A 13472-nucleotide genomic window follows, 5' to 3' on the forward strand; every position below is an offset into this window, starting at 1 on the left:
GGTTTTATGATGAAAATGTTGATATAATTGGTGGATATTTAGAGGTGTAAATAGGGAAGAAAATGTGATGTAAATTATGATGTAAATAGTGGATATTTAATGAGGAATTTAATGAGGAAATGTTGATGTAATTAAAGAGGAATTTAAGGGTGTAAATAGAGAGGAAATGTTGATGTAATTAAAGAGGAAATCTAAAAGAAGTACGGCTTCCTCTGATACCGTGGAAAAAAGCTCAAGCAGATTTGTAACTGTACTTCACTATTCATTTTAAACCTACAAATTAAGGCGCCATTTAAGCCCTTTATAATAAGACTTATGTATCCATTAACCTATAAAAATATGGGCTTTTTCCACCCACGTTCACTTCTCACAAAAAAATGTGTTTAAAATAAGGGATTTTACCGTTTATAACCCCTTTGGAGTATTTTTTTCATATGTTGGGAATTTCAGTAAAAGTTGGAAAAATAACGGGGATTTTTGAGGGTAGTTTTAAGGGTCTTTTTTAGACCCTTTTTGAGAGAGTTTAAACTGTTACAAAACCCACTTCTAAATCTCTAAGATAATCTTTAATAATTGGTGAAATCCAGCTCTTATCATCTCTTCTAATTTTTCCGTCATACTTATCTGGAAAAACCATTTTGGCTACTAATGAGCTACTAAAACTAACTGTTGCTGGTCTCAAATTATATCTATCAGCAAATGTTGCACAATCAGTTTCACTCATTCTTCTTTGAGCTTTTAAAGTTAAATCAACAATCTTTTCAATATGAACTGTATGTAAAACTTTTCCAGTTGTATCCACTGGAGTTAAACCTTTTTCAATTTTTGATAAATCTGATTCTCTTTTTTCTCTTTGGAATTCTAAGATAAGAGATTCAGAAAAACTAATTTCTTTGTTTTCTAACATTTCTTGGATTTGAGTTTTTGAATATATTTTCATAATTTACACCTTTTCTTTAAATATACCATATTATAACATATTGAGTATTAAAAGTCAAGGGTTTTGAAAAGAATTTTGAAATTCTTTATGGTAGAAGTTTGAGGGCTACTATACCTATTACTAATGCTATAGTAACAGTTAATTGTGTTAATTGAATTCTATCAAAGTTACAACATTCCATCATTTACTCCTTATTGAAAAAATATATCTCTAGTATTTTGGAATTCATTCCAGGTCATTTCTGTTTTGAAATCCAGGACTATTGAAATTATGCATTTTGTAATCCTTTCTCTATTTGGTTCAATATATTTGTTCTTAACTCTATGAAACTATCTTCTTGTCTTTTGTATTCTTTTTGTATGATTTCATCTTCATGTATCAAACATTTTCTTTGCATTACCATCATATTATCTTTCGCTTCATCTAGTGCAGATAATAGGTTTTTCCAGTCTTGTGTATTTAAATCTAATAACATATTATTTTGCTCCTAGTACTGTTAATGATAAGTAAGGACTATCATGTTTTGTTAATTGTCGACTATTTACTAACTCTTCTAATTCATTTTTGAATAATGCTAAAGTGTCATTTTGAACTATTTTATCTAATGGTATAGCTCTTAACATTTCATTGAAAAGGTCTGCTATATTAGTAGCATTGTTATTTTCGTAGTATTCTGTTTCTATACCTAGAAATAATTCCTTCATTATTTCCATTCTTTGTTTGCTGTTTTGATATTTCTTTTTAGAGTTGAAAAACATTTTACTATACCAATGAAGCAGAAGTATTTTCTGCTTTCCCCATAATATTTTTAGCTATGTTAGCATCTGCTTCATTTTCAAAAGTGTAACTTTCTACATAAACATTTGCACCGTTTGTTCTCTTTACTTCTACTTTGTAAAGATTGCTTGTTGTTTGGATATCTCCAAGGTTTGAAACTCTTCTTGATTTAGTTTCAACAGGTATAGCTGGTGTATTCGTAAGTTCATCTATGAAAAGTGTAACTGCTTTTTCTTGATATTGATCAAAAAATGTCTCAGTAGGGTTTGAAGCTTTTTTGTAGTATTCAACGTACTCTTTACCTTTTGGTGTAATTTGGTAATTACCATCTATAACCTTTATTAGTTTAGCTTCTCTAAGAGCTTGATATGTCATATACTTTCCCTCTCTATTTCTAACATATTGAGCGTTTACTATACCACCATTATATATGTGAACCATTACTGTCCAATAGTATGCTTCTGAATTTTTTGTTATTGGTCTTGTTAATGAGTATTGACCATATTTTGAGAAAGTTGCCATTTGATAATCCTTTTAATTAATGAGGGGTTATCCCTCTTTGTTACCTATATTATAACATAAAAGGGATTCAATGTCAAGGGTTTTAAAGAAAATTAGATATTTCTTTCTGGAACTTCTAATGGTTCTTCAAGGATACTATCAACATCTTCTAAAAAGTCTACAGCTGATACTATTAACACGTCACCTACATCTTCTGTATTTTGAACAGTTATTTGAATCGACATATCTCTTTGAGACTCTATAACGATTCTTGAGAGTATCGTATATGACTGGTCTTGATAGTGTTCATTCATTTCAAGAATACTACCAGGTACTGTTGAGTCTAGCAGATCTTGTAAATCGACAATATCTTTTTGTATTTGTGTATTTTCAATAGGTTCTGGAGTTACTTCTTCTGCAGCTTCTCTTTCTCTCTCAGCTCTTGCAACTACTTCTGGGTCTTCCATATTACTGTCTATAAGTGATTGTTGGAATTTCATAATATCTTCCATTGCTTTTGCTTTGGTTACAAGGTACATCGAAATGTTACCTTGGACAGTAGTAATATTCGAATTGTATTTTGAGTTATATTGAATGATTGCTCCATTTATATCATCAATCAATGTTTGATTAATAGAAGGTGTCATGTTTGCGAGTACTTGTAGAATTTCTTGTAATATTTTCATATTTTTTTCCTTGTGTATGTGTTGAGTCGAAAGAGGTTTAACTATAAACCTTTTCGAGATACTTAGTCATTTCATCCATAAAGCGTTTTGCTGTTTTCATTTTTGTAGCTGTATCTGATACATAACTACAATCTTGCATATCAAAATTGATATCCTTACCTTCTGCTACATAATCCCATGAACCGCTTTCGTTCATTACTGATGCAGAACGATTATAATTGAAACCTAAAGGTGAACCATTTGAACTTTCAAAATAGATTTTAAATTTCTTACCGTCTATTTTCAAAATCTTATCACCCTTGTTATGATTAAATTGAAATGCTTGGATAACTTCTGTCTCTTTTGTTTCAACTAATGGAGCTGGAGCTTCTACATTTTGAGCAGATAATATAACCTCTATTAGGTCTGACTTTGATAACTTTTGTAAGTGGTCTTTTGTGAATGTAAACATTTTGTTTCCTTTTTATTAATTATAGTATATTATACCGAAATTCTATGCGAATGTCAAGGGTTTTACCCTAATATTTCTTATCTTGCTCTTACTGATTCAACTTTAGATGTACCAGAATTAATTACTCTAATAACTGTAGCCCAATCATTATCTTCTGCAGCCCATACTAAATCTGTTTCGTAATCGCCTTTCATTTGAAAGTTAGTCATTGAAAGACTACAATGACTGTTACTTGCAGAAACAGAATATTGTCCATCTTCTTTTCTTCTAAATGATATCTTTGCTTCATTATCACACATACAAGAAATTACTTTGAAGTGAGCTTCTCTTGGATTCTCTTTAACTTCTATCTTTGGTGGGTTGTAAATTAGTGTTTTGTATTTTGACATTTTATTTTCCTTTTTATTAATTATAGTATATTATACCGAAATTCTATGCGAATGTCAAGCTTCTGATAGGTAATTTTTCAATTTCTTTTACAAGATCTTCTGATAATCTAGCTTCATCTGCATATTCCATAAAATCCAAATCTGGTAAACTTGGGTCGTTGAGGTCGATGTTTGATTCCAAAGCCTCTGTAAGGATATCGTCAATAACATCTTTTAAATGTTTATTTGTTGTTTTTACTTTGTTTGTATAAACATGTAATCTATTGATAGTTACTAACTTGTATTCACCATCATATTCTACAAGAGCTTTACATTCTATATCTAACTCTCTTCCATTTATAGTTGTAAAGATATTTGTATCAACACCTATTGACCAAGCAACATTTAAAACTTTTCCTATTGATTCCATCTTGTTTCTCCTATGCCATTTCTGGTTGTTCTAATAACCAATGTTTTAATGAGTTTAAACTCGATCTATTAGTAGTAGTGATAGTTGACCCTTTTTTACCATTATACCAACTAACAGTATTTTCACCATGTGCGTTTTTCTTTCTTTGTACAACAATAGCTAAACCATCTTTTCTTTTGATTACTGCTGAGCCTTTTCTAACTTCAGTAGTGATAGTTTTCAATTCATTTTGATTGATTTTCATAAGCTCATTTCTAACTTGTAACTCTTGTCTCTTTAATGCGTCTTGTTTCATTTGAATAGATGCTAACTCCAATTGTAATTCTTCTTTTCTCAATAACATTTTAAATTCCTTTTCTTTAAATATAGTATATTATACCGAAATTTTGAACGAATGTCAAGCGATTATAGAGAATCATAAATTGGTAAATATAGCCCTAAAACACCATATAATAAAGGTGTGTTTAGTGCTCAGCACTCCATAGATTGGCTTCAGCGAATAGTAGTATATTTGCCCTATATTAGTAGGTTGAAAAAAATTGTGTTTGGTGATGCCTATGACACCTTTTGCTATAGGTGTCTAAGGGCTATTTTGAAAAATTTGTAGGTAGTGTTGAGTGGAAATTAACTGTTATTGTATATGAATAATATACTGCTGTATATGGGTCTATATATGGTGTGTAGTTAGTAGGTAACATTTTACAAGCCCTCCGGTTGATCAGCATATGGAAATAGGTCAGCTTCACTCATAGGAGCCGGTATTTCTTCTTGCTCTGTTTTTTCTATAGGTGGGTTTTTTAATCCAGCATCAATTAATTGTTGGTCTTTATCTTTTAACATCTGTTCTAATACAGCTATTCTATCTACTTCAGGCACTACCATTACAGGCTCACCATCTTCATTAACCGTAGGCTCACCAGTTTCTTCATCCATAACAGCAACAGGCTCAATCATTCTATCAAAAGTTTCAAGCGCCTCTCTATTAGATGCATCTTCAGCCCTAGCTTCTGCAACACCAGATATGATATCTTGAGATAGTGGAGCTTCATCAGTACCAGGTGGTAAACTAGCAAATGCTGGGTCAGCAGGTAAAGAAGTTTTATCAATATAAGAATTTTCAATTTCATAAACCGGTGTTAGTTTAGTAACTGATATATATTGTCTCTGTCCATCTTGTTTTTGAGTGTGTATAAAATTCTCTATACCTTTTGCATCAGCATCTTTTGGATGCTCACCAGCTGTAATAACTTTTATCTCTCTTTGCTCTTCTTCTGTATATTGGTCTATACTGTCTCTTAAATCTTTTAAAGACATTGAGCCTGTAGCTGGTGAAACTGTTAGCTCAATTTCTTTATCCATTTTATATGATACAGTTTGTTTAGCAATGAATGTTTTAGCATGTGCTTTTGATTTAGGTTGAAAAATACCAAATTCATTTGCAAACAAATAACTCATATGTCTAATTTGAGACTCTAAAAAATCTTTTGGGATAGGGTGTTGTCCAGGTGCAATAGGATTGAAACCTTGAACTTCTTGTCTAGGAGTGAAAGTACCAGATAGTACAATTAGATAAGGAGCATCGTTAAATTTTATTGTGGAAGGTTCTTCGTTGAAAGCAGGTGCTTCAACTTCTGGAGCATCAGGATACCAAATACCAATTGTTCTAGTATAGTATAAATCTGTCCAAATTTGGATAGTAATGTTTTTTGATTCCATTGAAATCTCCATGTAGTTTCTATTATTTATTTTACAATATTAGAAACCAAATGGAAAGGAAAATTTAGATATCTGAAAACTCTCTTACGGTTGCCCATTGTTTACCGGTGTTGTATGCAATGAATTGGTCTGCTTGTGCTCTATCACTAGCTTTAAAACCAAATTTGTGTTCTGAAAAATTTCTTTGAATTGTTTTTGTCCAACCATCAATCTCACTTTGAGTCATTTCAGTTCTTGGGTCTCTCATTACAGAAATTTCAAACATATAGATTGCTTCATCTTTATGACCATTGTCTTGAGTAATCAAATCACACTCAGCGATAACTCTAACACTTGCTCCAGATGTAAAAATTCCCATTTTGATTTTAGTGTTTTTCGGTAACATAATTTTCCTTTGTTGTTTTAATTGGTAATGGGATTTAAAAAATCCCGACTATGCGTTTAAATTGGCTACTCTGTACTCCCCATTTTTAACTGCTCTATCTGTTGCTTTCTTATCTTCCCCTAAAAACATATTTCTATATTTTCCAGTTGTTTTAGAATGGTCATATACTTCATTCAATGTAACTGTACCATCATTTGCTATGAAAGCAATTTTAGTTTGGTATGATTGAAACATACGACCTTCAGTTGTTACGATTTCAAATTGGTTAGCCGCTGCATTTCCACTATTAGTTTGCATATTACACGTTGAGATTACATTTCCTGAGTTAAACATTTTTTAGCCTTTGAATTAAATTTAGAAGAGAAAGTGTTTCCCTTCTTTGTTACCTATATTATAACATAAAACCCATTGAATGTCAAGGGTTTTACAAAAGAATTTCTAAATTTCTACTGGTCTTACACCATCTTCTTCAATCCAGATTATACCTGCACCAAATCTTTCATAACCTTGTTCTCTGATAGCATCAACATCTTCTTCTTGGTATTCATCAAAATTTGAAACTGTATATGCTACAACATCAACAAATCTAAGCTCTGCATCCAAACGGTTATCAAAAGAACCCTCTTTTGATTTACCACCATAATTATCTTTTTTGAAAACTCTGTATTTTGTATCAGCCATTTGTGACTCCTTTATTTTATTGTAGGTATATTATAACATAAAATGTTATGAATGTCAAGCTTTTTCATAACATTTTTCAAATTTCTATGCCATCATCTCTGCTTTCTTAGCTCTTTGTTTAGCTAGAAAGTCTAATGTTTTTTGGTTAGCTCTTTTAGATTTTGCTTTACCTTTTGTTCCAGAAGACTCACCAGCAAACTTTTGCATAAATTGGTTTTGAGATAATCCAAACTCTTTAGCCATTTCAGAAACATCAGCACCATCTAAAATCATCTGAGCGACTTTTCTTTTGTCATCATCTAACATAGCCATTGCTTCTTCCATTTCATCTTTAGGCATAGAAAATGAATCCCATTCAAATTCGTTATCTGATTTATTACACTCTTCAGCAGTATCCATAATATCGAAATCTTCTGAACCATCAGATTGGAACTGAGAATCATTAACCATATAGAAAGGTCTTCTGATAGCAGTTTCAAAAGCAACATAAGCGTTAAATACATCTCGGTTAATTCTTGCTTTTGCACTTTCAGAACCATCTAAATCAAATGTTTCACTATATGATTTATTGAAATCTTCATTAGCAGTTTTACCAGCAGCTTTCACTTCTTTGAAAGATTGACCTTCTCTAGTTAATTCATAAGTAGTAATACTATTAACTTTGAATCTTGAGTTCATGTCATTCATGAAATCATTTAAAGCCCATGACATATGGTTGTAAGCGAATGTATTGAATTTTGATTGACTTGGATCCCAATCATTATATGCTCTAACAATACCTTCATCAGCAACTGCAAATAAATCTTCTATAGTAAATGCTGACTCTAAGAATGGTTTGAATTTCATAACCAACATAGTTCTAGTACCTTGTACTGTTTTGTTTGCTTCTTCAAATGATGTTTCTTTTGTGATTAACTTAGCCATTTATGACTCCTTTGTTTAATTGTACCCCTATTATAACATAATTTAGGATAATTGTCAAGGGTTTTGAGAAGTTTTTTGAAAGAATTTTGAAATTCTTTTTCAGGAGGGGATTTCCTGAAAAAGTTTGGAGATTATGAGTTAGTTTCACTCCATGAAATCCACTCATCATTTGCGTAACCACATTTCGCACATGTTTGTTCTTCGTCTAACTCCCATCTGTTTTCAGCACCACAGTCAGGACAATAGTCATATCTTTCTGGTTCTTCCTCTTCTTCAGGTTCATTGATTACAGCACTTTCTAAAGCCGCTCCATTTATTGAACCTGTTTTGATTAAGTTTGCAATTGCTTTACCAACTTTTTTGAATAATCCATCATCTGCTTTAGATTTGATATCATTCACTTCAAATTCATTAACATTCAAACCAGTTAAAACAGCACATAAATCAGCAGTCGAAATTTCACCATCTGATAATTCACCAGAAATCATTTTACCAATTCTCTTTGCAGCTTCTGGAGAATGATCTACAGTACCACAAACTTTACCACTATTAACATCTTTCGTTCCCATTACAGCACTTGAGGCAAGAACATTTGAAGCATTGTAATCTGTTACTTCACCAATTACTGTATATTCACAACATCTCATTTTGGTGTTATTATAATCAGAAGGAATTGAAACAACGTCTCTAGGATTAATTTCACAAATTACAACTCTATCACCACCAGCAGTTCCAAATGAAGGTAAATAGTCATAAGAACATACATGTAGACCAGCACTACAAGTTTGGTTAGAATCTTCATTAACCATATTTCTTGGCATACTGATTGTTTGACCAATACTATTGTTGATTTTACCTGTATAAATATCTTTGAAATCTCTAGTAATTTTTTTGTAAGCAAGGAATGTACCATTTTCACTAATTGGAATACTACCCGCTTCTAAAAAGCCATATAACTCATTAACAGCTCTATATGAAGGGTTCAACATTAAGTTTTCTAAGAATTTAACCATATGAGCAATATCGAAACCTTCTTTAGCCATAGCAACAATTCTATCAGTTAAAGTATTATGAATGGCAGCACCATTATAAAGAACTTCACCATCAACAATTCTAACAGTACCAGCTACAGTTTCATTAGTTTGGATAGCAGCTTCAACTTCTTTAGTTAAGTTTACTAAATCTGGAATAGCATCCCAATCTTTCGCAATTAAGGCCTCTTTTATTTGAGGATAGTTTTTATGTGCTGTATCAATTGGTTTCATAGCACCATCTATCATAATACTAATCGTTCCGTTTCCGTTCAAAATATGTGGTAACATTCTTCTTCCTTTTAATTTATATACTATATTATATCTAAACCAAGCTTAAAGGCTTCTGAGTAAAATTAATATGTATATTTTTCTTTATATAGTATATTATACCATAAAAAGTTACAGAAGTCAAGAAAAATTGGTGTTTTTTGAAAGAATTTTGAAAAAGTATCTTAGGTCAATACAAAAAGGGAAAATTGACCTAAGAAGAGTGGGAAACTTTAAAAGAGGGGTTTTAAATGTTACCCGGCCATAATGACCAATAACTTTTGTTATCATTTTTATTTATTAAAAATAAAACACTAAAACACAAACTTTCATAATTTCAAGAAAAAAACTAAGAATTTTTTTTTAAGTTTTTTTGTAAAATAAGAGTATAAATAAATACCCAATACCAAAATAAGGCGTCTACTTGGAACCAATCTTCAAGCATATCTTCTGGAATTTAACCACAGAAGAAATTGATCTTCTTAACATTCTCGTAAATCTTGTTCAGAGAGATGATAGTTTGAGTGGTGAAGAATTTGACTATTCACAATTTGGATATATTATAGATACAAATATGCATGAATTGTCCTCTTGCTTAGGTTTCTTAGAATTGAAAGTGGATACAGTTATTCAAAGATTGGAATCATTACAAATCAAAGTAGCAACATTATATCATGAAGATGATGAAAATATTTTTATGACAAAAGCCTCATTTGTTTATCAGTATAATGTTACAAGTACAAATAATGATATTAATAAAAGATTAAGTATAGTTATCAATACCAAAATATTAAAAATCCTTAGAGATGAACCAACTCTATTTGAATTGTTATACAGATTTGACAGATATGGTATAAAGAGCAAATATTCTAAAATAGTATATGAAAGATTTTACAGAGCAGGTAGACATGTTGAAACATTTGAAATTGATGATCTGGTAAAAGCTTTAGATTTTGGCTTACAGTATTCAACTATGGAATGGTCGAGATTAAATGGTAACATTCTTAAAAGAGTAGTTAAAGAGATTAACGAAAAAACAGATTTATATTTTGAAGTAGAAAAAGTGAAATCAACTGTAGCTTCAACAAAAAGGTTACAAACAACAGAAATCAAAATCATGACCTCGACAGCACCAGAAATGGAATTACCAGCAACTTATTATACTGAAGATTTCCTAATGGAAAGAAAGATAGCTTATTATATAGAAAGAGATATCAAGCACAAATTTACTCAAACATCTAAATTCAAAGGTAAAGAAGTGGTGAAAGACCCAGAGGCATATTTACATAAACTTAGAACTGATGCAGAGAAATTACAAGATGAATACAAAGCAAAGGTACTCCTGCAAGAGTGGTTGAATAATATCAAATACAATAATCAAGACCATGAAGGGCTAGTAATATTACAAGACTACTCTAAAGATAATCATTTCATTACTGTTAATAACAATTACAAATTATATGATATAGAGAAAAAAGTTGAAATTAGTACATCAGCTAGAGATACAAGAATTAAGATTAATGCCTTTATGAAAAAAGGTGATTATAATATAGTAGAAACAGAAGATTATATGAAGAACTGTTCAATCAGTTATACACAGGGTTAATAATGAGAGAAGTAGAACAATTAGTAATAAAGAAAATAGTTAGAAGAATATATGCGGATGCAATGAAAGAAATGAGAGCAGATTATTTCCTAATCCTAAAATATAGGGCTACTCAATTTAGAGATTTAATTGATGCATCTTCATTTAAATCTGTACTTGGATTTTTACCAAATATCAAACATAATCACCAGCCTTTTGTAGTTAGTGTATCAACTAACATAAAATCTGGTGAGTACGAAATAACAGTTATCAACCCTAGAATTAAGGCTTGATAAAAAATAATTTTTTGATGTTTTCTGGCATAATCTCAATTAATGCTTCAACACCACCCATTTCTACTGAGAATGTTCCCTTTGGACCTTGAGACTCTCTTGGGTTGATTCTTACAAGCTTAGCACCAACAAACTCTTCTATATGTTCACCAATGTGTCTGATAGTAGGGATAGAAGTACCAGCACCAATCTCAATAATAACAATTTTTGTATTATCTTTATCATATGTATTCATGAACTTATTGAATGCTTCTTCTTGTTTAGTTGTTTCCTCTGAGTTGAATTGAAAATCATTGAACATCATAATGTTAGGTCTTGCAATAGCACCACATTTACATTTGGGCATATCAGCTTTATCAACTGAGAATGTTTCAACATTAACATCAAATTTTAGATCATCTGGAGCATCCCAAGGAGATGCATTACATTCAGTACATTGAAGCTTGTTAATTCTTCCATGAACTTCATATACTTTTTCAGAATCAAATCCAGCCTTTTGAAAATGACCATCTACATTAGATGTAACAACAAAGTGGTCTTTCTTAGATTTAACAATCTCTTGTAAAATATCAAAACCTATGTTTGGAGTAGTTGATTTGTATGTATCAAATCTGTGACCATAAAAAGCCCAAGCTAATTCTGGAAACTGTTTAAACTGTTTAGGATTTGCTATAGAAGTAAAATCAATTTTCTTTTCACCAAGCGCTGGATATGCTTTCCACATACCTTCATTACCACGAAAATCTGGAAGACCACTATCAACTCCCATCCCAGCACCAGCTGTAATAATCACGACCTCAGCAGCTTCAATAACTTTTTTAATATCTTCCATATTAGCCCTTTATAATTAGTATTCTTCTTTTGTACCTATATTATAACATAATACTGTTTAAATGTCAAGAGTATTCTAAAAGAATTTATAAATTTTCTAATATTTCTAAAGATTCTATAGCTGAATTTGTTAATCTTTTGTTTGTAAAGATATAATTTAAATAAGCGCCGTCTATACCAATTAAATCACCATATTTTAATGATAGTTTTTCAGTATAATCTTTAATATCAATAGAGTTAAGTTTAGATAGTGCTTCCTCTTCATTTTCTATTTTTTCAAGATCTTCATCAGTAATAGATGATATTGTTTTTTTAATCCAGGCTTCTTCATTTCTTATCTTTTCAAAACCTTTTGCTTTTTCAAGTCTTTCTCTTGCTATAGATTCTTTTTTACTATATATTATTTGATTTTCAATAGTCATTTCTGGAATTTCATCAACTGTATACTCAAATCTTATATAATTGATACCTTTCTCTTTTCTACCCTTACACATAGTAATATTAAAAATAGTTTTATCATTAATTTCTGTAATGGCTTTATTAAGATAGTTACCTTTTAGTTTTGAAACATTTGGTGCCTTCAATCCTAATAACTTTTTAAATGATTCAAACTCAACTTCAAAATATGGAATACCATTATTATATTTACCCATACCTTGATATTCGGAACACAGAGCATATATATGTTTTGTATAAAGTGTTGCTAGAGTTGCCTGTTCCTTTATGAGAACTTTGTTAAATGGTATAGCTTCAAAAATCCAACCGAATATTAACTCGTGCTCTAATTTGAGTTTGACCACATTATTACTATAACTATCAATTCTTGATATCAGATGAAAACTACTCGCTTTCAAATTGGAGCTTACAGAGTCAACTTTAAATTGGTTTACCTTGACTTTTATATCTTGCAGTTTCTCAAGCTCTTTATATATGTTACTCGTATTGTTATTTTTATATTTGTTTGTGAAAATTGCTATATCATTCAAGTTTATTTCAATTTCCTGATTTCTTAAAAAGTTAAATAAATCATCTTGTGTGTGTATTTCATAAAACTTTTTAATTTCTTCAAGTTTTAAGTCATCATTAGATGCTATCTGTTTAGTCTTTGTCAAACCATATTTTTTTGATATTTGTTTCTGTGCTTCAAAACAAATAAAATTCATAGCATCAAATTGAAATGGAGTGATAACAATTGGTTTACCAGCTAAGAAATATTCAGGAACAGTTTGTGAAGATGGTATGTGTTGGGGTTGCTCTATTATTTCCATGTATCTAACCTACTAATTTTATTTTTATCTATCCTACTTGTATCAGATAGATACTTTTTCTATCAATTTTACATTAGTAGGATAGATACTTTTATAGAATAAATAAAAAGTATCTAACCTGGTAATTTTATTTCTAACTATCATTCATTAGTAGGATAGATACTTTTTAGATTAGTAGGTTAGATAGTTGATTACCAGGTTAGATACTTTTTGTCAAAATACATTAGTAGGTTAGATACTTTCCATTACCAGGTTAGATACTTTTTTTTGGAATCCTCTGAAAACACTATATAAACACTGGAAGAAATCTTCTTGATTTTTTACAAAGAATATTA

19 protein-coding genes are annotated in these 13472 nt (G+C 30.6%); 2 read left to right on the forward strand and 17 right to left on the reverse strand.

The window, feature by feature from the left end; all coding sequences use genetic code 11:
* Positions 1-523: 523 nt before the first annotated feature.
* The 15 genes from AC2LE6_RS06405 to AC2LE6_RS06475 all read right to left on the reverse strand — a co-directional run bounded on the left by AC2LE6_RS06405 (position 524) and on the right by AC2LE6_RS06475 (position 9181).
* Positions 524-940: a hypothetical protein gene (locus AC2LE6_RS06405; RefSeq protein ID WP_484478433.1), complete on the reverse strand. Its 417-nt coding sequence runs from the start codon at positions 938-940 to the stop codon at positions 524-526.
* Positions 941-1208: 268 nt separating this feature from the next.
* Positions 1209-1415 (reverse strand): hypothetical protein, encoded by a 207-nt coding sequence (locus tag AC2LE6_RS06410; protein WP_484478434.1) that lies wholly within the window; start codon positions 1413-1415, stop codon positions 1209-1211.
* 1 nt (position 1416) lies between these two features.
* The gene (locus tag AC2LE6_RS06415) at positions 1417-1644 is read right to left on the reverse strand and encodes a hypothetical protein (RefSeq protein WP_484478435.1); all 228 of its coding nucleotides are present in this window, start codon (positions 1642-1644) and stop codon (positions 1417-1419) included.
* A 58-nt stretch (positions 1645-1702) separates the two neighbouring features.
* Positions 1703-2239, reverse strand: a complete 537-nt coding sequence (locus AC2LE6_RS06420) for a hypothetical protein (protein ID WP_484478436.1) — start codon at positions 2237-2239, stop codon at positions 1703-1705.
* Positions 2240-2331: 92 nt separating this feature from the next.
* Positions 2332-2904 (reverse strand): hypothetical protein, encoded by a 573-nt coding sequence (locus tag AC2LE6_RS06425; RefSeq protein ID WP_484478437.1) that lies wholly within the window; start codon positions 2902-2904, stop codon positions 2332-2334.
* A 37-nt stretch (positions 2905-2941) separates the two neighbouring features.
* On the reverse strand, positions 2942-3355 hold the full coding sequence (locus tag AC2LE6_RS06430; RefSeq protein WP_484478438.1) for a hypothetical protein: 414 nt from the start codon (positions 3353-3355) through the stop codon (positions 2942-2944).
* A 77-nt stretch (positions 3356-3432) separates the two neighbouring features.
* Positions 3433-3744: a hypothetical protein gene (locus AC2LE6_RS06435; RefSeq protein WP_484478439.1), complete on the reverse strand. Its 312-nt coding sequence runs from the start codon at positions 3742-3744 to the stop codon at positions 3433-3435.
* Between the two features lie 43 nt (positions 3745-3787).
* On the reverse strand, positions 3788-4153 hold the full coding sequence (locus AC2LE6_RS06440) for a hypothetical protein (protein ID WP_484478440.1): 366 nt from the start codon (positions 4151-4153) through the stop codon (positions 3788-3790).
* Between the two features lie 10 nt (positions 4154-4163).
* Positions 4164-4496, reverse strand: a complete 333-nt coding sequence (locus AC2LE6_RS06445) for a hypothetical protein (RefSeq protein ID WP_484478441.1) — start codon at positions 4494-4496, stop codon at positions 4164-4166.
* Between the two features lie 356 nt (positions 4497-4852).
* The gene (locus tag AC2LE6_RS06450; protein WP_484478442.1) at positions 4853-5869 is read right to left on the reverse strand and encodes a hypothetical protein; all 1017 of its coding nucleotides are present in this window, start codon (positions 5867-5869) and stop codon (positions 4853-4855) included.
* A 64-nt stretch (positions 5870-5933) separates the two neighbouring features.
* Positions 5934-6254, reverse strand: a complete 321-nt coding sequence (locus AC2LE6_RS06455; protein ID WP_484478443.1) for a hypothetical protein — start codon at positions 6252-6254, stop codon at positions 5934-5936.
* Between the two features lie 48 nt (positions 6255-6302).
* A complete protein-coding gene (locus AC2LE6_RS06460; protein WP_484478444.1) occupies positions 6303-6587 on the reverse strand; it encodes a DUF8033 domain-containing protein in 285 nt (94 codons plus the stop codon).
* Positions 6588-6692: 105 nt separating this feature from the next.
* On the reverse strand, positions 6693-6935 hold the full coding sequence (locus tag AC2LE6_RS06465) for a hypothetical protein (protein WP_484478445.1): 243 nt from the start codon (positions 6933-6935) through the stop codon (positions 6693-6695).
* 84 nt (positions 6936-7019) lie between these two features.
* On the reverse strand, positions 7020-7859 hold the full coding sequence (locus AC2LE6_RS06470; protein ID WP_484478446.1) for a hypothetical protein: 840 nt from the start codon (positions 7857-7859) through the stop codon (positions 7020-7022).
* 131 nt (positions 7860-7990) lie between these two features.
* Complete coding sequence (locus tag AC2LE6_RS06475; protein ID WP_484478447.1) at positions 7991-9181, reverse strand: zinc ribbon domain-containing protein; 1191 nt, start codon at positions 9179-9181, stop codon at positions 7991-7993.
* A 403-nt stretch (positions 9182-9584) separates the two neighbouring features.
* Between AC2LE6_RS06475 and AC2LE6_RS06480 the strand changes: the two genes are divergently transcribed.
* Both AC2LE6_RS06480 and AC2LE6_RS06485 read left to right on the forward strand, forming a co-directional pair.
* On the forward strand, positions 9585-10766 hold the full coding sequence (locus AC2LE6_RS06480) for a replication initiation protein (protein ID WP_484478448.1): 1182 nt from the start codon (positions 9585-9587) through the stop codon (positions 10764-10766).
* A 2-nt stretch (positions 10767-10768) separates the two neighbouring features.
* On the forward strand, positions 10769-11038 hold the full coding sequence (locus tag AC2LE6_RS06485; protein WP_484478449.1) for a hypothetical protein: 270 nt from the start codon (positions 10769-10771) through the stop codon (positions 11036-11038).
* Here AC2LE6_RS06485 and AC2LE6_RS06490 read toward each other — a convergent pair.
* Both AC2LE6_RS06490 and AC2LE6_RS06495 read right to left on the reverse strand, forming a co-directional pair.
* Positions 11028-11870, reverse strand: a complete 843-nt coding sequence (locus tag AC2LE6_RS06490) for an SIR2 family NAD-dependent protein deacylase (RefSeq protein ID WP_484478450.1) — start codon at positions 11868-11870, stop codon at positions 11028-11030. The two genes, AC2LE6_RS06485 and AC2LE6_RS06490, sit on opposite strands and share 11 nt — an antisense overlap.
* A gap of 85 nt (positions 11871-11955) precedes the next feature.
* On the reverse strand, positions 11956-13137 hold the full coding sequence (locus AC2LE6_RS06495; RefSeq protein ID WP_484478451.1) for a replication initiation protein: 1182 nt from the start codon (positions 13135-13137) through the stop codon (positions 11956-11958).
* Positions 13138-13472: the final 335 nt, after the last annotated feature.

It is taken from the genome of Candidatus Izemoplasma sp. (assembly GCF_982632705.1).

What these genes read in the sequence shown, in the direction of transcription:
- AC2LE6_RS06405 (WP_484478433.1), bottom strand. Translation starts at nt 940, where the DNA reads ATGAAAATATATTCAAAAACTCAAATCCAAGAAATGTTAGAAAACAAA.
- AC2LE6_RS06410 (WP_484478434.1), bottom strand. Translation starts at nt 1,415, where the DNA reads ATGTTATTAGATTTAAATACACAAGACTGGAAAAACCTATTATCTGCA.
- AC2LE6_RS06415 (WP_484478435.1), bottom strand. Translation starts at nt 1,644, where the DNA reads ATGAAGGAATTATTTCTAGGTATAGAAACAGAATACTACGAAAATAAC.
- AC2LE6_RS06420 (WP_484478436.1), bottom strand. Translation starts at nt 2,239, where the DNA reads ATGGCAACTTTCTCAAAATATGGTCAATACTCATTAACAAGACCAATA.
- AC2LE6_RS06425 (WP_484478437.1), bottom strand. Translation starts at nt 2,904, where the DNA reads ATGAAAATATTACAAGAAATTCTACAAGTACTCGCAAACATGACACCT.
- AC2LE6_RS06430 (WP_484478438.1), bottom strand. Translation starts at nt 3,355, where the DNA reads ATGTTTACATTCACAAAAGACCACTTACAAAAGTTATCAAAGTCAGAC.
- AC2LE6_RS06435 (WP_484478439.1), bottom strand. Translation starts at nt 3,744, where the DNA reads ATGTCAAAATACAAAACACTAATTTACAACCCACCAAAGATAGAAGTT.
- AC2LE6_RS06440 (WP_484478440.1), bottom strand. Translation starts at nt 4,153, where the DNA reads ATGGAATCAATAGGAAAAGTTTTAAATGTTGCTTGGTCAATAGGTGTT.
- AC2LE6_RS06445 (WP_484478441.1), bottom strand. Translation starts at nt 4,496, where the DNA reads ATGTTATTGAGAAAAGAAGAATTACAATTGGAGTTAGCATCTATTCAA.
- AC2LE6_RS06450 (WP_484478442.1), bottom strand. Translation starts at nt 5,869, where the DNA reads ATGGAATCAAAAAACATTACTATCCAAATTTGGACAGATTTATACTAT.
- AC2LE6_RS06455 (WP_484478443.1), bottom strand. Translation starts at nt 6,254, where the DNA reads ATGTTACCGAAAAACACTAAAATCAAAATGGGAATTTTTACATCTGGA.
- AC2LE6_RS06460 (WP_484478444.1), bottom strand. Translation starts at nt 6,587, where the DNA reads ATGTTTAACTCAGGAAATGTAATCTCAACGTGTAATATGCAAACTAAT.
- AC2LE6_RS06465 (WP_484478445.1), bottom strand. Translation starts at nt 6,935, where the DNA reads ATGGCTGATACAAAATACAGAGTTTTCAAAAAAGATAATTATGGTGGT.
- AC2LE6_RS06470 (WP_484478446.1), bottom strand. Translation starts at nt 7,859, where the DNA reads ATGGCTAAGTTAATCACAAAAGAAACATCATTTGAAGAAGCAAACAAA.
- AC2LE6_RS06475 (WP_484478447.1), bottom strand. Translation starts at nt 9,181, where the DNA reads ATGTTACCACATATTTTGAACGGAAACGGAACGATTAGTATTATGATA.
- AC2LE6_RS06485 (WP_484478449.1), top strand. Translation starts at nt 10,769, where the DNA reads ATGAGAGAAGTAGAACAATTAGTAATAAAGAAAATAGTTAGAAGAATA.
- AC2LE6_RS06490 (WP_484478450.1), bottom strand. Translation starts at nt 11,870, where the DNA reads ATGGAAGATATTAAAAAAGTTATTGAAGCTGCTGAGGTCGTGATTATT.
- AC2LE6_RS06495 (WP_484478451.1), bottom strand. Translation starts at nt 13,137, where the DNA reads ATGGAAATAATAGAGCAACCCCAACACATACCATCTTCACAAACTGTT.